This window comes from Methylobacillus sp. DLP286, assembly GCF_056636515.1.
On record NZ_CM153145.1, the window covers coordinates 2791841 to 2811137 of the forward strand.

Annotated in this window: 12 protein-coding genes and 1 pseudogene; 3 read left to right on the top strand and 10 right to left on the bottom strand. The window is 57.6% G+C overall.

Annotated features, from left to right (window positions below):
- Window positions 1-5: 5 nt before the first annotated feature.
- The 5 genes from ACWXTG_RS13440 to ACWXTG_RS13460 all read right to left on the bottom strand — a co-directional run bounded on the left by ACWXTG_RS13440 (window position 6) and on the right by ACWXTG_RS13460 (window position 3791).
- Window positions 6-806 carry a lysophospholipid acyltransferase family protein gene (locus ACWXTG_RS13440; RefSeq protein ID WP_309564382.1) on the bottom strand — a complete coding sequence of 267 codons (801 nt, stop codon included), beginning with the start codon at window positions 804-806 and terminating at the stop codon, window positions 6-8.
- The gene (locus ACWXTG_RS13445) at window positions 784-1533 is read right to left on the bottom strand and encodes a GNAT family N-acetyltransferase (protein WP_480220185.1); all 750 of its coding nucleotides are present in this window, start codon (window positions 1531-1533) and stop codon (window positions 784-786) included. The genes ACWXTG_RS13440 and ACWXTG_RS13445 overlap by 23 nt, the downstream gene beginning before the upstream one ends.
- Before the next feature lie 133 nt (window positions 1534-1666).
- Window positions 1667-2119 carry an outer membrane lipoprotein gene (locus tag ACWXTG_RS13450; RefSeq protein ID WP_309564384.1) on the bottom strand — a complete coding sequence of 151 codons (453 nt, stop codon included), beginning with the start codon at window positions 2117-2119 and terminating at the stop codon, window positions 1667-1669.
- Window positions 2120-2130: 11 nt separating this feature from the next.
- On the bottom strand, window positions 2131-3093 hold the full coding sequence (locus tag ACWXTG_RS13455) for a carbohydrate kinase family protein (RefSeq protein ID WP_309564385.1): 963 nt from the start codon (window positions 3091-3093) through the stop codon (window positions 2131-2133).
- A gap of 125 nt (window positions 3094-3218) precedes the next feature.
- A complete protein-coding gene (locus tag ACWXTG_RS13460) occupies window positions 3219-3791 on the bottom strand; it encodes a TetR/AcrR family transcriptional regulator (RefSeq protein ID WP_480220186.1) in 573 nt (190 codons plus the stop codon).
- A gap of 256 nt (window positions 3792-4047) precedes the next feature.
- Here ACWXTG_RS13460 and ACWXTG_RS13465 point away from each other — a divergent pair, with 256 nt between their 5' ends.
- Window positions 4048-4542 carry an SRPBCC family protein gene (locus ACWXTG_RS13465; protein WP_480220187.1) on the top strand — a complete coding sequence of 165 codons (495 nt, stop codon included), beginning with the start codon at window positions 4048-4050 and terminating at the stop codon, window positions 4540-4542.
- 61 nt (window positions 4543-4603) lie between these two features.
- On the opposite strand, the gene ACWXTG_RS13470 is transcribed toward ACWXTG_RS13465, so the two are convergent.
- From ACWXTG_RS13470 to ACWXTG_RS13480, 3 genes are read right to left on the bottom strand one after another with little or no spacing between them, the layout of a single operon-like run.
- Window positions 4604-5398, bottom strand: a complete 795-nt coding sequence (locus ACWXTG_RS13470) for a hypothetical protein (RefSeq protein WP_480220188.1) — start codon at window positions 5396-5398, stop codon at window positions 4604-4606.
- Window positions 5399-5411: 13 nt separating this feature from the next.
- Complete coding sequence (gene hemJ / locus ACWXTG_RS13475; protein ID WP_480220189.1) at window positions 5412-5825, bottom strand: protoporphyrinogen oxidase HemJ; 414 nt, start codon at window positions 5823-5825, stop codon at window positions 5412-5414.
- A 1-nt stretch (window position 5826) separates the two neighbouring features.
- Complete coding sequence (locus ACWXTG_RS13480) at window positions 5827-6333, bottom strand: peroxiredoxin family protein (protein WP_480220190.1); 507 nt, start codon at window positions 6331-6333, stop codon at window positions 5827-5829.
- Between the two features lie 201 nt (window positions 6334-6534).
- On the opposite strand from ACWXTG_RS13480, the gene ACWXTG_RS13485 reads away from it, so the two are divergent.
- Window positions 6535-10365, top strand: a complete 3831-nt coding sequence (locus tag ACWXTG_RS13485) for a DUF3683 domain-containing protein (RefSeq protein WP_480220191.1) — start codon at window positions 6535-6537, stop codon at window positions 10363-10365.
- A 58-nt stretch (window positions 10366-10423) separates the two neighbouring features.
- On the opposite strand, the gene ACWXTG_RS13490 is transcribed toward ACWXTG_RS13485, so the two are convergent.
- Entirely contained in the window at window positions 10424-11785 is a 1362-nt protein-coding gene (locus tag ACWXTG_RS13490) for an amidohydrolase (protein ID WP_480220192.1), read from the bottom strand.
- Window positions 11786-11863: 78 nt separating this feature from the next.
- On the opposite strand from ACWXTG_RS13490, the pseudogene ACWXTG_RS13495 reads away from it, so the two are divergent.
- A pseudogene (locus ACWXTG_RS13495) lies at window positions 11864-13003 on the top strand (IS3 family transposase).
- Window positions 13004-13148: 145 nt separating this feature from the next.
- Here the strand turns inward: ACWXTG_RS13495 and ACWXTG_RS13500 are convergent.
- Window positions 13149-19274: a hemagglutinin repeat-containing protein gene (locus ACWXTG_RS13500; protein ID WP_309564393.1), complete on the bottom strand. Its 6126-nt coding sequence runs from the start codon at window positions 19272-19274 to the stop codon at window positions 13149-13151.
- Window positions 19275-19297: the final 23 nt, after the last annotated feature.

A 19297-nucleotide genomic window follows, 5' to 3' on the forward strand; every position in this document is an offset into this window, starting at 1 on the left:
AGCCTTTAGTCCAGGTTCAACCTGGCGGCGATCGACTGCCTTGCCATGAGGCAGAGTCCGCGCCTTTCGTGTCCCGCGCTGGCAATCGGGGCGGCAAAATCCAATTCCACAACCGGCCTTGGCTGCGCCAACACCATGCGCAGGGATTGCCATAGCGTGGTCTCGCCATGGTAGGCCATCGCCGTATTGATGCTGCCGTCTATCTTGGGGTAGCGGATCGAGAATGGACGGATTGCCGTATCCGTATCAATGACTGCCTGCATGAGACTGCCCTTAAACGGTCTCAGCTCCGTGCCATCCGTCGTCGTGCCTTCGGGAAAGTAACATAAGCAGTCTCCAGCCAAGATGCTCTTTGCCGCAGTTTCCACCATGCGGCTGGCATCCTGTTTTTTCTCGCGCTCGATGAACAGCGTATTCGCTTGCGCCACCAGCCAGCCAATCACCGGCCACGAGCGGATATCCGACTTGGCGATGAAACGCACAGTGCGGATGCTGTTGAGCGCATGGATGTCCAGCCAGGAGATGTGGTTGGCGACAAACATGGTGCCGCGTACATCCTCATTGGGAACATGGCCCTTGGCAATGACCTGAATATTGAGAATGCCCAGGAACTGCCTGCTCCAGCGGCGGATGATCCTGTCGCGCCTTGCAGCACCCACATGGGGCAGGATGGTCGCCGCGACGGCAACGCCGTAAAGCGTGTGCAACCCAAGGCGCGTCAGGCGGAATAGCTGTATAGGCAGGGACGTCTTTTTTTCGGGCAAGCAGGTGGTGGTCGGCAGCTTATTTGAAAAAGTGAGCTGCATAGCGTTTGTTGAGTCGCGACAATGGTAGCATAACCAGCATGTCTGCTGTGTTGAAGTCGGGGTCCCAGGCCGGCGCGCCGCAGATATAGGCGCCCAGGCGCAAGTAACCCTTGATCAGCGGCGGGCAGGCGACTTCCAGGTCTTTGCGCAATGCCTCCAGCGGCAGCGGGCAGTTCGGGAATACGCGGTATTCCACGGGCGAGAGGTGATCCTGCTGCAGTTGGTGGTACAAGCTGGCCGCCATGTGACCGCCGTCGGCCATGCCGATGCTGCCGCAGCCGATCATGTATTCGTAGCGGTGCACCTTCATGTAATTGGCGAGGCCCGCCCAGAGCAGGGTGATGGTGCCGCCCATGCGGTAATCCTTGTGGACGCAGGCACGGCCGACTTCCACCATGCTGGAGGCGAGGTGGCGCAGGCGCGAGAGATCGAACTCGCCAGCGGAATAATAACCGCCGGCTTCATTGGCCATGGCGGGGCTCAGGATGCGGTAAGTGCCGACGACTTCGCCGGTTTCATGGTTGCGGACCAGCAAGTGGTCGCAAAAGGCATCAAAGCCATCCTGGTCGAGGCCTTCGGTGCCGGAGACGTTGGCGCCCATTTCCTCTGCGAATACCTTGTAGCGCAGGCGTTGCGCTTCGGCGATTTCAGAGGCGTTGCGGGCAAGGCTGACATATAGCTGATTGGCACCATTCTTGGCGCCAAGGGAAGACTGCCGGTCAAGCATGAGGGCTTATCCTGACGATTGAGATAGGCCACACTCTAAAATTGCCGAATGACGGAACGGTTAAATCCAGGTTAAGCTTTTATGAAAATGCCGGGCAAGCCCGGCATTGATGGAGATGAGAGGGAAGAGCGAGTTAATGGGTCACGCGGGTGACGCCGCCGCTTTCCACCAGGCGCACCTTGTCGCCGGGGTTGAATTGGACGTCCGCTTCCTGCACCACGGCAATCAGGTTGCCGCTTTCAAGCTTGACGGTAATTTCCAGGCCGTCCTTGCGGGTCACGCCTTCTTCTGCAGCGGCGCCCGCCAAGCCGCCCACCAAGGCGCCGAGCACGGTTGCAATTGCTTGTCCGCGTCCGCCGCCGACGGAACTGCCCGCAATGCCGCCGACCACGGCGCCTGCGCCGCCGCCGATGGGCGTCTTGGTGCCTTCCAGCCTGACGTTGCGCACGCTTTCCACCACGCCCAGGCGCACGGTCTGGGTCTTGCGGGCCTCGTCGCGGCTATATACGTCGCCTGAGTTCGAGCTCATGCAACCGCCCAGGGTAAGTAAAATAATTGCTGCTGCCAATAAAGACGTAATGCGCATGCTATTGCTCCTTAAGCGTTTTGTTCTTCAGCGTATTCTGACAATGTTTCGTCAACCAGCACCTGACTATAAATATGTTGAATCTCTTCGCGCGTGACTTTGTGGTTTTGCGCCCCGCGGCTGGCGATCTTGATGGCGCCCATCACGGATGCCAGGCGGCCGCTCACTGTCCAGTCCCATCCTTGCGCAATGCCGTAAAGCAAGCCGGCGCGGTAGGCATCGCCACAGCCGGTAGGGTCCACCACCTGCTCCGCTTTTACGCATGGAATTCTGTATAGCTTTCCATCGGCATAAATCGTAGAGCCTTTAGCCCCTTCGGTCACGATCAAGGCCGTGACCTTTTCCGCTACCTGTTCCAGCGTAAGACCAGTCTTGTCCTGTAATAGTTGCGCCTCATAGTCGTTCACGGCGACATAAGTGGCAAGATCAATGAAATGCAGTAATTCCTCGCCGTTGAACATCGGCAATCCCTGGCCGGGATCGAACATGAACGGGATGCCTTTCTCGTGGCATTCCTTTGCGTGCAGGAACATGCCTTCGCGGCCGTCCGGCGCGATGATGGCGAGGCCGATGTCTTGCGCATCATGTACGCTGTTCTGGTGGCATTCGCTCATGGCGCCAGGGTGGAATGCCGTAATCTGGTTGTCGTCCTGGTCGGTGGTGATGAAGGCCTGGGCCGTGAAGGTGCCAGGAATGTTCTTGATGTGGGTGGTTTCCAGCCGATGTTGTTCCAGCCAGTTCGTATAGCCTGCAAAATCATCGCCCACTGTCGCCATGATGACCGGGTCGCCTTGCAGCAGCTTGAGGTTGTAGGCAATGTTGCCAGCTGTGCCGCCAAACTCGCGGCGCATTTCCGGCACGAAGAAGCATATGTTCAGCATGTGGATTTTGTCTGGCAGGATATGGTTCCTGAACTGGTCGCCAAAAACCATGATGGTGTCAAATGCCATGGAGCCGCAAATCAATATCCGCATGTCTAGAGCCTATCTATCGCAATCGTGTATAAACCCGCATTATCTAGGGCCTGCAGGCCGACTGCAAGCATGAAAAAAGCCCGCAAGGCTGCGGGCTTCTTGTGGGGTGGCGGATGACGGTGCAGTTACGCTGCTTGTTTCTCCAATGAGTTCTCGATCAGGATTTTGGCTGCCTTCTTGGCATATTTCACTGCCCCGGAGCCACGCTTGATTTGCTCAGCCTGGATGGCGCCCTCGATCAGGATGGAGAGCTGCAACGCCAGGCTGTCCGGGTCGCGTGCGCCGGCATCGGCGGCGAGCTCTGCCAGGAATTGGCGGAACTGGCGCGATTGCTCGGCCGAAAGGCGATGGACAGGGTTTTCCTCATTGGGGAATTCGGCAGATGCCTTGAGGAAGGCCATGCCGCGGAAATCTGGCGCGGTGACCCATTCCTCGATAAAGTCGAACAGCTTTTGCAGGCGCTCGGAAGGCTTCTTGGCGTTCTTGCTGAGGTTCTGGCTGAGCCAGTCGGTGAAGTCGGAATGGCCTTTCTGCAGGACTTCCAGGATCAGGTCTTCCTTGCTGCGGAAATACTTGTACAACGTCATCTTGGTCGTGCCGGCGACCGCCACGATCGTGTCGACCCCGGTGGAGTTGATGCCGCGCGTCTGAAACAGGTCAGAAGCGACATGCAGTATTTTTTCCCGTAGCACGGACATAATGCGATTCCTTATTGAACGTACAGTATTGTACGCAATCTTTATATACTGGGTAGTATATACATATTCATGCCAGAGCAGGTGGATAACAGATTCATTATCTGCATTATCCAGCTACTGCCCGAGTATAAGTCCTGCTTTTGAATCCTGCTTGGTTTAAGTGTAAACAAACTGTTACAAAAGTATAAAAAAGTGTAAATTGGCTAGAGCTGCATTTGTAGGAAGAAACGAGTCTGCTATTTACAGGAAGGTATGTATGCGTAAACTTTTATCATGGGGATTGGGTGGACTGATGGTCGTTGCACCTTCGGTTTTTGCGGCGGATAAACCGCTCTCAGTGAAAGAAACGATTGTGCTGGATGCGCCGGCTGAGGTGGTGTGGGCCAAGATCGGCCATTTTGGCGACATGAGCTGGCATCCGGGAATCGCCTCTACGGAGATCGTCGACGGCGATGAGGACAAGCCCGGCGCCAAACGCATATTGACCCTAAAGGACGGCGGCAAGATCCATGAAACCTTGACCGCGCGCGATACCGGGAAGATGAAGCTTTCGTACAAGATTACGGAAAGCGTATTGCCGGTGAGCGAATATAGCGCCACGCTGTCGGTAAAAGCCGAAGGTTCGCGCAGCCGCGTGGTATGGGTGAGCCATTTCAAGCGCAAGGCGCCGGACGATGACAAGGCTGGAGTGGATACCATTACGGGCATATTCCAATCTGGCTTGTCGCAATTGAAAGCCAGTTTGCACTAAGCATGTGGTTTGATAAAAAACAAAAAAGCCGGGAAACCGGCTTTCTTGTTTTCTTGAATTCTCACGATTGCTGGATGGGTTTCCTCACGGTGACAACCGGGACGGTCAGCTGCGCTTTGATATAGGCCTGCTCCGATTCGGAGAGCATGGTGAGCGGCCTGTACTCGCAGCTCACTTTCTTCAACAATTGGGTGGCCAAGGTGATTTCCTCGGCCTGGCTGGAAAGATTGCCGGCCACGATATTGGTGAGGAACACGCCACGTTCGGAAGCGCCCAGCATCAATGCCTGGGGGAACTGGCAATTGCCTTGGCGCATGCGCTCGATGGCGGTGTAAAGTTCCGCGACATGGTGCGGGCTGGCGACCCGCTCTTGAGCCACCGTGTTCCACAATTGGTGGCTGGATGAGGATTTGTGCACCGGCGGCGTTTCCCGCAGCATGTACCACGACATGAACAAGGTGATCCCCAGCAGGCTGATGAAGCTGGCGCTCATGCCGAAGTCCCGCAGCTTGCGCCAGCTGCCGTCGCATTGGGCGTGAATCAAGGCGTCGCTGGCCGTGCGCGCATGGCGTAACGCCTGGCTGCCCGGGTGCTGCAGTTCTTCCCGCAATGCATTTTCCAGCATGATGATGATTTGCTGCGCCAGCACCTCGGGCAGCTGGGCGCCGCCTGCCTTGGCCTGCTTGCTGAGAAAGCGGGTCAGGCCGGCCTTTTGCCGCAGCAGCTCTTGTTCAATATCCTGCAATGGTCGTGCGGGCATGAGCGTCAGGTCGAAAATTTTCAACAAGCGCGATTGCGGCTTGTCTTTGCTTGCCTTGAGGGATTGCATCAACCATGAGTGATTTCGATTGAACATAGGCATATCCTGGCTAGAAAGGTTTGACGACCACCAATATCACCACCGCGGCCAGCAAGAGCACGGGCAATTCGTTCAGCCAACGGTAAAAAACGTGGCCGTGACGGTTGCGGTCGTGCTTGAAATCGAACAGCAGCTTGCCGCAATACACATGATAGGCAACCAGCAGGGCGACCAATGTGAGCTTCGCGTGCAGCCAGCCGCCTGAAAAACCATAACCTTGCCATAGCCAGAGGCCGAACGCGATGGTGAGCACCGCTCCCGGCGTCATGATGCCGAAGAACAGCTTGCGTTCCATGATCTTGAAGCGTTCGCTGCCGATGCTGTCTTCGGTCTGTGCATGGTAGACGAACAGGCGCGGCAGGTAGAACAGGCCGGCGAACCAGGTCACCATGAACACGATATGCCAAGCCTTGATCCACAGCATATCAGCCTGCCATTCCAAGATGCTGGTCGAGCAGCTTGCGCAGGGAGCCGAAATCCAGCTCGCCGATCAATTTCTGGATGATGCGGCCTTGCTTGTCGATGATGAACGAAGTCGGCGTGACGCGGACATCGCTGAACTGTACGGCGGCATCGCCGCTGCTGTCATGGCTGACGGGGAAGGGCAGGGCGTTGTTGTGGGAATAGTTGATGACCTGCTGGATGCCGTCGTATGACATGGCGACCGCAATCACCTCAAACCCCTTGTCCTTGTATTGCTTGTAGGTCTGGATCAATCCGGGCATTTCCGCGATGCAGCCGGGGCAGTCGGTTGCCCAGAAGTTCACCAATACCAGCTTGCCCTGCAGGGAAGACAGGGGAATGCTCTTGCCCTCCAGTGTAACGAAGGTGATGTCGGGCGCTTGCGGCTTTTGCGTCAGGGAAAAACCAAGAAAGGCGAGCAGGCCGACAACGGCGAGAGGGACCAGGACTTTGCGTAATTTCTGCGACATGGTGAAGACAACCATTCCAACATCAATGTATCTATGATGGCATTGTGGTGCTTTTCACCGGGTTTGTCATCTGAAATGCACAGGCTTTCTTGCGCATGCTAACAATTCTCATTCTCTTGAAAGCCGCGCCAGTACTGCATTTGCGCTTATTTTTGTATCTATCCCCATGATATAATTGTGCCTTTAGCCGTAATGATCAGCATGACTGCCCGCCTACGCGAAATCCCCTACAACTACACCTCCTTCTCCGACCGTGAAATCGTCATCCGCTTCCTGGGCGAGGATATCTGGAACGTATTGAACGATCTGCGCTCTGAGCGCAAGACCGGCCGTTCCGCACGCATGCTGTTCGAGGTGCTGGGGGATTTGTGGGTGGTGTCGCGCAACCCTTATTTGCAGGACGACCTGCTTGCCAACAAAAAGCGTCGCAAAGCCTTGATCGACGCGCTGGCGCACCGCATCAAGGCCATCGACGAGCGCAGCGCGGGCAACGCCAAGGTGCTCAAGCTGGTGGTGGCGGCACGCAAGGCGGTTGAAGCGTTTGCACAGGAGTTCCAGGATATCGAGGCGATGCGCAAGCAGGCGTTGAGCAGGCTGTCGCGCCATACGCGCAAGGATAATATCCGCTTTGACGGCCTGTCGCGCGTCTCTCACGTGACGGACGCGACCGACTGGCGCGTCGAATACCCGTTCGTCGTGATCACGCCGGATACAGAACAGGAGATCGCCGCATTGGTGCGCGTCTGCATCGAGCTCGGCCTGACCATCATTCCGCGCGGCGGCGGCACCGGCTATACCGGCGGCGCCGTGCCGCTCACCAAGCTTTCCGCGGTGATCAACACGGAAAAGCTCGACCAGTATTCCGACGTGACTTACGCCAAGCTGCCTGGCGTTAATGGCCCAGGCATGGACGGCACTGTGCCGGTGATCCATTGCGGCGCGGGCGTGGTAACGCGCCGCGTGATGGAGGCGGCCAGCGCCGCCGGGCTGGAGTTCGCCGTCGATCCGACTTCCGCCGACGCCTCGTGCATAGGCGGCAATGTCGCGATGAACGCGGGCGGCAAGAAGGCCGTGCTCTGGGGCACTGCGCTCGATAACCTGGCTTCGTGGCGCATGGTGACGCCGGACGCGCAGTGGCTGTTCATCGAGCGCCTCGACCACAACCTCGGCAAGATCCACGACGTGGAGACCGCGCGGTTCCGCATCACGCGTTATGAAGAGGACGGCAAGACTGTCATCGGCGAGCCGGAATTGCTCGACATTCCCGGCCCCAGCTTCCGTACAGTCGGCCTCGGCAAGGACGTCACGGACAAGTTCCTTTCAGGCCTGCCCGGCATCCAGAAGGAAGGCTGCGACGGCCTGATTACCTCGGCGACCTTCATCCTGCACCGCATGCCCAAGCACGTGCGCACCGTGTGCCTGGAATTTTTCGGCCACGTCGCGCTTGCCGTGCCTTCCATCGTCGAGGTCAAGGATTATCTCGACGCGCACCCCAACACCATCCTCGCCGGGCTTGAGCATCTGGACGAGCGCTACCTGCGCGCGGTGGGCTATGCCACCAAGGCCAACCGCAGCGAGCGTCCCAAGATGGTGCTGATCGCCGATATCGCGAGCGACGACGAGGCCGGGGTAGGCGAAGCGGCTTCGCAGGTGGTGCGTCTTGCCAACGCGCGCGGCGGCGAAGGCTTCATTGCCGTGTCTAGCGAGGCGCGCAAGAAATTCTGGCTGGACCGGGCGCGCACCGCCGCGATCGCCAAGCACACCAACGCGTTCAAGATCAACGAAGACGTGGTGATTCCGCTGCCGCGCCTGGGCGATTATTCCGACGGCATCGAGCGCATCAATATCGAGCTCTCGATCAAGAACAAACTCAAGCTGCTGGACGCCTTGCAAGCCTTCATCGAAGGCGACCTGCCATTGTACGAGGACGACGAGACCCAGGCAGACCCCGAAAGCGTGATCGCCAAGCGCAACATGGCGCTGGAACTGTTCGCCGCCACGCGCCAGCACTGGCAAATGGTGCTGGACAACCTCGACGGCGCGATTTCCCTGCTCGGGCCGGATTTCAGCGACCTTGCGGTGGAGAACATCTTCCGCGCCGTGCAGGAGCACCAGGTGCGCATCTCCTGGAAGCAGGACATCAAGAAGGAGCTGCACCGCATCTTTACCGGGCGCGAATACAGCCGCATCCTCGAACGCTGCGACGAGATACACAAGCAAGTCCTGAAAGGCCGCGTCTTCGTCGCGCTGCACATGCACGCGGGCGACGGCAACGTGCATACCAACATCCCGGTGAATTCCGACGACTACGAAATGATGCAGACCGCGCACGAGGCCGTCGCGCGCATCATGAAGCTGGCGACCGGCCTGGGCGGCGTGATCTCGGGCGAGCACGGCATCGGCATCACCAAGATGGAGTTCCTAGACGACAAGACCGTGGCGAAATTCGCCGACTACAAGGCCAAGGTCGACCCGGAAGGCCGTTTCAACAAGGGCAAACTCATGGCGGGCTCCGGCCTGCATTCGGCCTATACGCCTTCCTTCGGCCTGCTGGAGCAGGAATCCATCATCATGGAGCAATCGGCCATCGGCGAGATTGCCGACTCCATCAGCGACTGCCTGCGCTGCGGCAAGTGCAAGCCGGTGTGCACCACGCACGTGCCGCGCGCCAATTTGCTTTACAGCCCGCGCAACAAGATACTCGGCACCTCGCTGCTGATCGAGGCCTTCCTGTATGAGGAGCAGACCCGGCGTGGTATCTCGCTCAAGCATTTCGACGAGTTCAACGACGTCTCCGACCATTGCACGGTGTGCCACCGCTGCGAGAAGCCGTGCCCGGTCGATATCGACTTCGGCGACGTCTCCATCGCCATGCGCAACTTCCTGCGCGAGCAAGGCAAGAAGCATTTCAACCCCGGCACCACGGCGGCGATGACCTTCCTCAACATCAAGGATCCGGCCACCATCCGCGCCATGCGCACCGCCATGGTCGGCTTCGGCTACAAGGCGCAGCGCGTCGCGCACGGCCTGTTCAAGCGGCTGGGCGTGCTCAACGGCACCAAGAAGGCGCCGCCGCAAACGCTGGGCAAGCCCGAGATCAAGGCGCAGGTGATCCACTTCCTCAACCGACCGATGCCCAAGGCGATGCCGACCAAGACCTCGCGCGCCTTGCTCGGCATCGAGGACGACACCATCGTGCCGGTAATCCGCAACCCGCAGAAGACCACCGACGATTCGGACGCGGTGTTCTACTTCCCCGGCTGCGGCTCGGAGCGCCTGTTCTCCACCGTCGGCCTCGCCACCCAGGCCATGCTGTACGAGGCCGGCGCGATTACCGTGCTGCCGCCCGGCTACCTCTGCTGCGGCTATCCGCAGACCTCCAGCGGCAACCACGACAAGGGCCAGCAGATCACCGCCGACAACCGCGTGCAGTTCCACCGCGTCGCCAATACCTTGAACTACCTCGACATCAAGACCGTGATCGTCTCCTGCGGCACCTGCATGGACCAGCTGCAGAAGTACGAATTCGAGCGCATCTTCCCGGGCGCGCGATTGCTGGACATCCACGAATACCTGATGGAGAAGAACTTCAAGATCGAGGGCGTCACCGGCACGCGCTACATGTATCACGACCCCTGCCATACGCCGATGAAGACCTATGCGCCGATGAAAGTGACGCAGGCGCTGGTGGGCGAGAACGAAGTTGCGCTCAACGACCGCTGCTGCGGCGAATCCGGCACCTTCGCCGTCGCGCGCCCCGATATCGCCACCCAGGTGAAAATGCGCAAGCAGGAAGAACTGGAAAAAGGCATGGCGAAAATGGGCCTGACCCCGGGCCGTCCCGAGCAGGACGTGAAAATCCTCACCTCCTGCCCGTCCTGCCTGCAAGGCCTGTCACGCTACGGCGAGGATACCGGCATCGAAGCCGACTACATCGTCGTCGAAATGGCTAAGCACCTGCTGGGCGAAAACTGGATGCAGGATTACGTGCAAAAGGCCAACAATGGCGGGATAGAGAAAGTGTTGCTGTAACGACAGCGAGCTGCATAAAAAAGCCAGCGTCAGCTGGCTTTTTATTTTAGTGTTTGTTCTAGTGCTGTTGCGGGGGAGGCAGGTCGTAACCGCCCTTGGCAAAGTAGTCCAGCACGATCCGTACAAAAGCCTTTTGCCCGACGATCAATGCCTGGTCGTCCACTTGGAAATAAGGGGAGTGGTTGCCGGCAGCCTTGTCCAATGGAATGGATGGCGGCGTGACGCCCAGCCCGAATGCCAATGCAGGAACAATCTTGGCATACTCCCAGAAGTCCTCGCCGGTGTAGCCTGATGTAGTGCTGACTTTGAAGTCAGTCCCGCTGATTTTTGCAGTTTGTTCAAGCAGCGGACTGATCTTGTCGACAAATACAGGCTCATTGTAGCCGGCAGGCCAGTGGTGGCTGTCGAGAATGAACTCTCCCTTGGCGCCATGTGCTGCTGCGACGTGTTCCGTGATGCGGGCAATGCGTTTCAGCACATCATCACGTTGACTGTTGGACTTGGCCCTGACAGTGCCGTCCAGGCTGATTGATTCAGGAATGATGTTATGACGCGAGCCGCCATCCACGCGGCCGATGCTGATCACGGGCGGCCTGTTTTCTATTAGGTCGGTCTGGCGGCTTGGAATCTGCTGTAACGCCAAGATGACTTCAGCGGCAATCGGCACAGGGTCTATGCCTCTCCATGGCGCAGCGCCATGGGCTTGGACGCCTACGATCCTGGAGACGAAATGATCTGCGCTGGCGGAAGTCGGGCCCTTGGTGACCCTTAGGCTGCCAGATGGGCCAGACCCTACATGCAGCATGAAAATAGCGCCCGGCCGGGGATTATCCAAAACGCCCTCCTTGATCATCAGGGCCGCGCCGCCTTCCTCGCCGTCAGGCGGGCCTTCTTCTGCAGGCTGGAAGATAAACTTCACGGTGCCGGCCAAATTGGCACGATTGGCTGCAAGCGCCTCTGCCACTCCAAGGAGGATTGCGATGTGCGCATCGTGGCCGCATGCGTGCATGACGCCGACGTTTTCGCCGTTATACTCCGAACGTTCCTTGGAGGCATAGGGCAGGCCGGTCTTTTCCTCGACCGGCAGCGCGTCCAACTCCGAGCGCAGCGCAATGACCGGCCCCGGTTTGCCTCCCTTGAGCACTGCCACCACGCCAGTGACGCCTACTCCGCTTTTTACGTCCAATCCCAGCTTGCTCAGCCGTTCCGCCACCAGCTTGCTGGTACGCACCTCGCGATTGCCCAGCTCCGGGTGTTGGTGGATGTCCTGGCGCAGCGCGATTATGTCGGGCTGGATTGCTTCCAGCTTTTTGTCGATGGATTGTAGAAGCGACTTATTGACGCTTTCTAGCGCATAGGATTGCGAGCTTGCAAATGCGAGCAACGCTGCGGCAATAGCCTGGTTCAGCTTGAATTGCATTGATTTTCTCCGTGGTTATGAATCGCCCCGGAACCATTAGACGCTCCGAAGCCTTAAACTTAGGCAAAAGGAGAAGTCATGAGCAGCAAGCGTTACCCGGAAGAGTTCAAGATTGAAGCGGTCAAACAGGTCACGGATCGTGGTCATCCCGCCTCAGAAGTGGCGAGTCGATTGGGCGTGACGTTGCCGACCCTGTACGAGTGGCTGAAGCGTTACAGCGTGCCCGAGGTTGAGCGTAGCGAGTTGCAAGGCCAGGCGGCAGAAATTCGCCGACTCAAGGCCGAACTGAAGCGGGTCAGCGAGGAGCGCGACATCCTAAAAAAGGCCGCAGCGTACTTTGCCAAAGAGTCCCGGTAAGGTACTCAATCCCATGAAACGCAGTATCCGGTGCGCCGGCTCTGCCACATGATGGCCGTTCATCCCAGCGGCTATTACGCTTGGAAGGCCGAACCCGTGTTGCCTCGTCAGCAGGATGATCAACGACTGCTGGGGCTGATCAAGCAATCCTGGTTGGAGAGCGGTGGCGTCTATGGTTATCGCAAGATTGCACATGACCTGCGCGATCTGGGCGAGCGCTGCGGCAAACATCGGGTTTATCGTTTGATGAGGCAGGAAGGGCTGCGGGCACAGGTGGGCTACCGTCGTCGGGCCGGTCGCTACGGCAAGCCCGCGGTCGTGGCTGAGAATCAGCTGGAGCAGAAATTCGATGTCGAAGCGCCCAATCAGGTTTGGGTGACAGACATCACCTATATCCGAACCAACGAAGGCTGGTTGTATCTGGCCGTGGTACTGGACCTGTTCTCGCGTCAGGTCATCGGATGGTCGATGCGCTCGCGGATCGATAGCGAACTGGCAATCAATGCCTTGCTGATGGCGGTCTGGCGGCGAAATCCCACGGCGCCCGTGATCGTCCATTCGGACCAGGGATGCCAGTACAGCAGCCACAACTGGCAAGCCTTTCTGAAAGCCCATGGCCTGGTGGCCAGCATGAGCCGACGGGGAAATTGCTATGACAACGCTGTCGCTGAGAGTTTCTTCCAGCTACTCAAACGGGAGCGAATCCGCCGCAAAACCTATCTCGACCGCGAGGAAGCTCGCCGGGATGTCTTCAACTACATCGAGATATTTTATAACCCGAAACGTCGCCATGGTTATGCAAACGACGTTTCTCCGGTAGAGTTCGAAAATCAGTATTTCAACCGGCTACAGAGTGTCTAGAAAAGCCGGGGCGATTCACTTTGATATGCAATCTTTCTTAGTATGGTTAACACCCAGAAACACTACAGTTAGACATACAGCCACTAAGAATTAACTCAAGAAGTGTAATAATTAGAAAGAATAATATTTTTTTCATGACATGCCCTTATTGTAATTGAATGATAGAAATTACTGCATTCCAGACCTCTGGCGGCAATAAAACACTTAAAGCAAATGGAGCAGCTAACGGAACATTAGTCATATTTGTTACGTTTCCAATAGTCCCTAAAAGAGTTCCGCTTCGATTTTTCCCATTACCAAGTTCGTCATACCATATAAAGCTGTTGAATGTGTCATGCGTTCCTGCAAACGATTCTGCTAATTTGTCAAATAAAGAACCATCTTCATATTCAAACTGAATACCCATTTGTTTCATTTGGCCTAATGCTCCTTGAACTCCTCCAAGCTCACTTCTTAAGTATTGGTTTTGGTCAATGAATTGATTGACTGTAATATCATTACCTTGATTGTCTTTTGGTCTAAAAATAACTGTTCCGTCTGAGTTCTCTGCATAGCCACTCTTCGTGGTTGGATCAACTTGGCATGCATTGGCTCCAGCAGCCTCACACCATTTTTCCAGCACTATCCGCCCCCCTGCAATCTTGAGATTATCCCCATTGACACCGACACTATTGCCTGAGACATTGCTGATGCAATTACCTTGAACATCACAAAGCCCTGCAAATTTCTTTGAGTCTTCAATCATTAATTGCCGCATCTGGTCAGCCGCCCATGATAAAGATTCCTTGCTCACTGCCGCAACAGTGCCCGTAGTGCCACCTCCAATGGCTGCAATGATGATATTAGCTGCCTTGCGGTAGTTACCGTTGCCATTCCAGTTTTCATAATCTGCTTGGGCTTGTAGGTCATTGAGTGTAGAGCTAGCTTTATCTGACGTCATGCCAGTACCTTCGAGTTGTGCTAGACGTTCAAGCTGATACGCAGAAAGTGCTTGACCATTGGATTGCTTGTTTTTGATGTCTTCGTAATCTTTTGCATCCTGATAAGGTTGGGTTTTGCTAGAAGCAAAAGTAGCTAACGCTTTAGGGGCTTCTTGATTGAATGCTTGCGTAATTTCAACCTGTGCCTGAATCTCTCTGGTGACTTTCTCTGCATCAAAGATCGGTGCAATGGTATTGGCGGTTGAGTTGCCATGACTATCGACAGCATTGCCGTTCTCATCAACAACAACATCTCGGTTAAGTAAAGCAACGGTGGTGAGTGCGTCTGTCCCAGTTTTTTGTTGTTGCCCTGCATCATCAGTGATGTCAATCACCCCAGAACTGATGGCGCTGACTGTGGTGCTGTTGGCTTTATCACTATCGGAGCCTATTCCCGCGCCAGAGAGTTGTGGTAAGCCTGCTTGAATACCACCGCCAAGGGTGGCCGACGATGCCTTGCCTTCATACTCCGCTTTGTTCTGAATGTTCGATACTGTGAGTGTTTCAGTCGTCAGGCTGTTTTTGCCATCTTGAATCGCCTGGTCGGTCGAGGCCATCACTGCCCCTGTCAGATTAGTATTACCCGCCACACTGACCTGGAACCCCTCGTCCCCGGCAAAGATACCTGCCTGTTCATTCACAGAAGCATAGTCAGACTGTATCTTGGTGCTGGAACTGCTGATAGAGCCACCATAAGCCCCTGCGCCAATCGGTATGCTCACGCTGATGCCCATGCTCTTCTGTTTGCTGTCGTAGGTGCTGGTATCCTGCAAGCTCTGGATGTTGAGGTCGCCCTGGCCTGAGGTGCCGACATCGGCGACTACCTGATTGCCCTTGACCTGTGCGCCTATAAGGTTGGTATCGGTACCGCTCTCCAGCGTGACCTGGTTGCCAGCCTCAATGACGCTCTCCGTCCACGTCACATCCGTGCCGTTGGCCTTGCCTTTACCCTGTGATGCGCTGGCGGTGACGGCAAGCCCGTTGGAACCGATGCTGATGCCGACACTGGCGCTGCTGTTTTTATTCTTGCTGTTCAGCGTCTGCGTATTCCGTGCAGCGATCAGGTTCACCTCATCATCCGCTTTAAGACTTACATCTCCATCTGCCTTGATCGAGCTGCCGATGACGTTGATGTCCGATTGCTCCCCAGCCCCCATAGCCGTGATGGCGATATTGCCACCCGCCATCACGGTGCTGCCTTGTGCCGTGCTGCTGGATTGCGTGGAAGTGCTGCTGCTCTTTGAAGTACCAATGCTGAGCGACAGATTCACTCCGCCTGCCTGATTGGCGGCATTGGCGACACTACTATCTGTCGGTGCAGCATTCAATGCCTGTTGTGTGGAATCAAAGGCATTCTTCGCCGCCAGCGCAGTCGTGCCTGCTGCCAAAGCCTGCATGCGGCCATCCGAAGTGTTGCTGGCGGCCTGTTTCATCTGCTCTGCGGTCTGGATGGCCGAAATGACCGGGCTGGTGATCGCCAGCGTCAGTCCGCTCTGCTTGAACTTGGTCTCGGTGGTCTGGGTGGAGGCGTTGTTGCCTGCGGTGATGTTGACCTGCCGGGCGCTGATCTCGATATCGCCTTGTGGCGCGAGCACATCGCTGGCGGTTTGCGTGTAGGTGTTGCCTGCCTGGATAGCGACGTCGCCTTCGACGCTGCCCACGGTGCTGCCGCTCTGCGTGACCGTCGTGCCGGTCTGCTTCTGGCTCAGGTTGCTGGTGCCGTAGCCGATGCTGGAGCCGCTGGCGGAGAAGCCGGATTTCTTGGTGGTTTTCTGGTTGAAGGTGTAGCTGGTGTTTTCAGCTGCGGCGATATTGATGTCTCCGCTGGCCTGCAGTTGGGTGCTATTGGTGGAAACGACGTTGCTGCCGGTGATGTTGATGTCTCCCGTAGCCGCTAATGCGGTTTCGGTTGGTACGCCAGCTTGCAGGCTGACGGTATCCGCACTGAGGCTGCTGCCGATGGCCTCGGTGGATTCGGAAATGGTGCGGTAGGTCTTGGTGGTGCTGCTCAATCCGCTGCTGCGCTTGGTCTTGCGGGCCAGGTCGAAGTTGCTGCTGGCCTCGCCTGCGGCGATGGTGATGTCTCCGGCTGCGGCGATGCCGAGGCTGCCGCTTTTGCTATTGATGTTGCCAGCCTTGATGCTGACGTCATTGCCAGCTTGCAGGGAGATATCGCCGCCGGCCTGGATGGCGGTGCCGATATCTTGCGCGCTACCGTAGGAAACACGATTTTTGGCATTGCGTACGCTGTTGTTCCGTTCGGCGATTTGCAGCGTGCCTAGATTGATGTCGTTGCCTGCCTGGAGCGAGGTGATGCCGTTATTGCCGTTATTGCCGTTGTTGACGATGCTGGCGGCTATTAAGTTGAGATCGTTGCCTGCGCTGGCGACGAGGACGGCATCGGGGTTGCCGACATAGAGGCCGGCCACCCTGTCGAGATTGGTGCGGCTGAAACTGCTGGCGCCTATGGTCTGGGCATGGCTCTGCGTGGTGCTGGCGATGTTGATGTCATTGCCGGCTTCAAGTACCAGCGCATCTTTTGCCATGATAATGCCGCCAATGTTGTCGATGTCGCCAGCAGCCTGCAATGCCGTGACGTCGGCGCTGATGGTGCCGCCAAGGTTCTGGATGTTGTCTGCATTGAGCACGGCCAGGGTGCGCCCTGCCATGGTGCCGCCGTTGGCGATCGTATCGGTGGCGTGGATGTTGATGCTGTTGCCCGCCATGATGCCGGTGGCGGAGTTCAGGTCGCCATCCTGCAGCCGCACATACACCTGAGGAACAAGGGCTTTGGTGACGGTGCCGTCGGGCAGGGTGATTTCCTGCTCCACCAACCAGACGATATCGGAGGTGAGCTGGGCGATTTGCTCCGCTGAGAGCGCAATGCCGGGAATGAGCTGGATATGGCTTGCCACGGTGAGCCCGGCATTCATGAGGGCCTGGTATTGCACCTCGTCGTCGGCGTAACCATCAAGGAAGCGCCTGCCGGTCAGTTCGGCGATCTGCTCACGCACCAGACGTTGCTCGTAGAAACCATCCCCCAGGCGCTTTTGCGTGATGGCAGGGTCGAATGAGAGTTGCTGCACCATGTAGTCGGAGCTCAGCCAGGTGCGATAATTGGTGAATCGGGGATTGGTTTCTATCAGATAGTCTCCTGAAACATCAGGCAGCGCCTGGAACAAGGCGTTGTTGTTGACTGTGTTCGGGTTGCTGCTGACCACGGTGCCGCTGGCGGGCGGCGCAGCGTCGCCTTCAAGGCGTGTGGTGTCCAGGTTGTAGGTGGTGACGATGTTGCCGGGGCTGTGGTTGCCCAGATAGTCAATGTCGTAATCGTTATCGTTGCCATCCCAGTCGTAATACCAAGCGCCGCCGCTGTGGCGGACGATGGTCTGGCCTTCGGTGTTAAGGTTCTGCACGGTGGCGCCGCTGATGTCCAGCGCAGCGCCGGCGATGATCTGGCTATCGCTGTTCAAAACATTGCCTGTGATCCGCATGTCGCCGCCAGAGAGGATTCTGCCGGGCGTGGAGGCGAGCACTTCGGTGTGGGAGGTGTAGCTGGTGCCCTGGTAGCGGGTGTATTCGCGGAAGCGGTACGGACCGGCATCGCGCCATTCAACATTAACATTCCCAATCCGGGCGCCGGGGTAGTCTGCGCTATTCCAGACGACCCCCTGGCCTGCCGGGGTGAATTTGTCGTAGCCTGCGGTGGTTTCCGCTGTCCTTCCCACTTGCAGGCCGGTATTGAGGTTTTGCAGCTCATTTGCGTTGATGACCATGTTGCCCAGCGCTTCAATGGTGGCGTCCTGGTTGATGACGGAAGCGGCGCTGCCGGTGGCTATCCCTGGGGCATCAAGGACGCCGCCAATGGCGATGTCCCCGCCGCTGAACAGCATGGCATTGTCGCGATTAATGAGGTTGCCTGTTGCCAGGTCCAGCCGGGTGCGCCCAGCCATGATGGCAGCGGTGGTGGTGCCATCCACGGTTTCCGCGAGGTTGTTGATCTCGCTGGCCTGGATGCTGAGGTGGTCACCGAAGATGCTGCCATGCCCGATGTTGTCCAGTCTGTCTGCGGTTATATGCGTGGTATCCCCGTCTATGGTGCCGCGGTTGATAATCGCATCTTGGCTGAACAGCGTGGTGCCGGATGAAGCAATTTCCCCGGTGTTGTCAATGTTCTCTGCATTCAGGCTCAGCCCGGCATTGGCGTTGATGGTGCCAGCATTCTGCAAGCTGTGATTGGTGGTGATGTCGATATTGGTGTGCGCTGCCAGCGTGCCGGAGTTGATGATGTGTCCGTCAGCAGTCACGACGACTTCGCCCACACTGGCCCCGATATGCCCGGCGTTGCGTACGCCCAGCCCGGCTTCGGTGCCGATGAGGTGGATTTTGCCGGCGTACATGCCGCCCAGGGCTGCCACGTCCACGGCAAAGGCAGGGGCCGGGCTTGCCGGGGCGGTGTGGGAAACCGCCGTCTGCTTGCCGTTGCTGTCGATATCGACCTGGTTGGCTCCGGTGGTGATATTGAGTGCGTTGGCCCATATGCCGGCATTCACTTCCACCGCCCGCGCGATGATGTCCGTATAGTTGGCCTGGGAGGCATCCATGCCTTGGCCTAAGAAGCTGATGCTGCCGCCGCCCACGCGGTAGCCCAACAGGTTGCCGCCGTTGAGGATGGGGGTGCCGGTGGTGAGGGTGGCGCGGTTGGCGTTGATGAAGCCGCAGCCGTTGCAGCTGATGCCGGCCGGGTTGGCAATGACGAGCTGGGCGCGGCTGCCGGCGATCTCGATGAAGCCGTTCAATAAGCTGGGGTTGCTGCTGTTGACTTCGTTGAGGATGACGCGGGCGGTGCCGCCTGCGAGCAGGGGGTTGCCCTGCACCCAGCCGCCAAGCTGGGTCTGCACATTGGCGTTGCTGTTGTTGAGGATGGCTCCCTGGGCATTGACGTCAAACTGGCTGTAGGTGTTGCGCGACACCCCGGCGGCGCTGGGCGTCTGGATGTTGACCAGCGGCAGGCCGTTGGCGGTGTTGCCGATGATAGGCTGCTGGCCGGCCGGCGCCGACGGGTCGGCGATGATGTCGGCTTGGGCTGGATTGATGATGGCTAGGGCGGAACCCAGCATGAGCATGAGGGAAAGCCGCAACGGCGTGATGTTTGCCAGCACTTGCCTGGCGATGGGCGAGGCATTGGGGGATGGGCTGGCCGCGGTGTTGTGGACGGCGATGTTCTCAGCCACGGCCATCATGAGGCCTCGGGCACGGTTGAATACCAGGCGGTAACGGTGTTTGTTCATCTTGATTCCCCTTTAACGTGCTT

What these genes read in the sequence shown, in the direction of transcription:
- ACWXTG_RS13440 (WP_309564382.1), bottom strand. Translation starts at nt 806, where the DNA reads ATGCAGCTCACTTTTTCAAATAAGCTGCCGACCACCACCTGCTTGCCC.
- ACWXTG_RS13445 (WP_480220185.1), bottom strand. Translation starts at nt 1,533, where the DNA reads ATGCTTGACCGGCAGTCTTCCCTTGGCGCCAAGAATGGTGCCAATCAG.
- ACWXTG_RS13450 (WP_309564384.1), bottom strand. Translation starts at nt 2,119, where the DNA reads ATGCGCATTACGTCTTTATTGGCAGCAGCAATTATTTTACTTACCCTG.
- ACWXTG_RS13455 (WP_309564385.1), bottom strand. Translation starts at nt 3,093, where the DNA reads ATGCGGATATTGATTTGCGGCTCCATGGCATTTGACACCATCATGGTT.
- ACWXTG_RS13460 (WP_480220186.1), bottom strand. Translation starts at nt 3,791, where the DNA reads ATGTCCGTGCTACGGGAAAAAATACTGCATGTCGCTTCTGACCTGTTT.
- ACWXTG_RS13465 (WP_480220187.1), top strand. Translation starts at nt 4,048, where the DNA reads ATGCGTAAACTTTTATCATGGGGATTGGGTGGACTGATGGTCGTTGCA.
- ACWXTG_RS13470 (WP_480220188.1), bottom strand. Translation starts at nt 5,398, where the DNA reads ATGTTCAATCGAAATCACTCATGGTTGATGCAATCCCTCAAGGCAAGC.
- hemJ (WP_480220189.1), bottom strand. Translation starts at nt 5,825, where the DNA reads ATGCTGTGGATCAAGGCTTGGCATATCGTGTTCATGGTGACCTGGTTC.
- ACWXTG_RS13480 (WP_480220190.1), bottom strand. Translation starts at nt 6,333, where the DNA reads ATGTCGCAGAAATTACGCAAAGTCCTGGTCCCTCTCGCCGTTGTCGGC.
- ACWXTG_RS13485 (WP_480220191.1), top strand. Translation starts at nt 6,535, where the DNA reads ATGACTGCCCGCCTACGCGAAATCCCCTACAACTACACCTCCTTCTCC.
- ACWXTG_RS13490 (WP_480220192.1), bottom strand. Translation starts at nt 11,785, where the DNA reads ATGCAATTCAAGCTGAACCAGGCTATTGCCGCAGCGTTGCTCGCATTT.
- ACWXTG_RS13500 (WP_309564393.1), bottom strand. Translation starts at nt 19,274, where the DNA reads ATGAACAAACACCGTTACCGCCTGGTATTCAACCGTGCCCGAGGCCTC.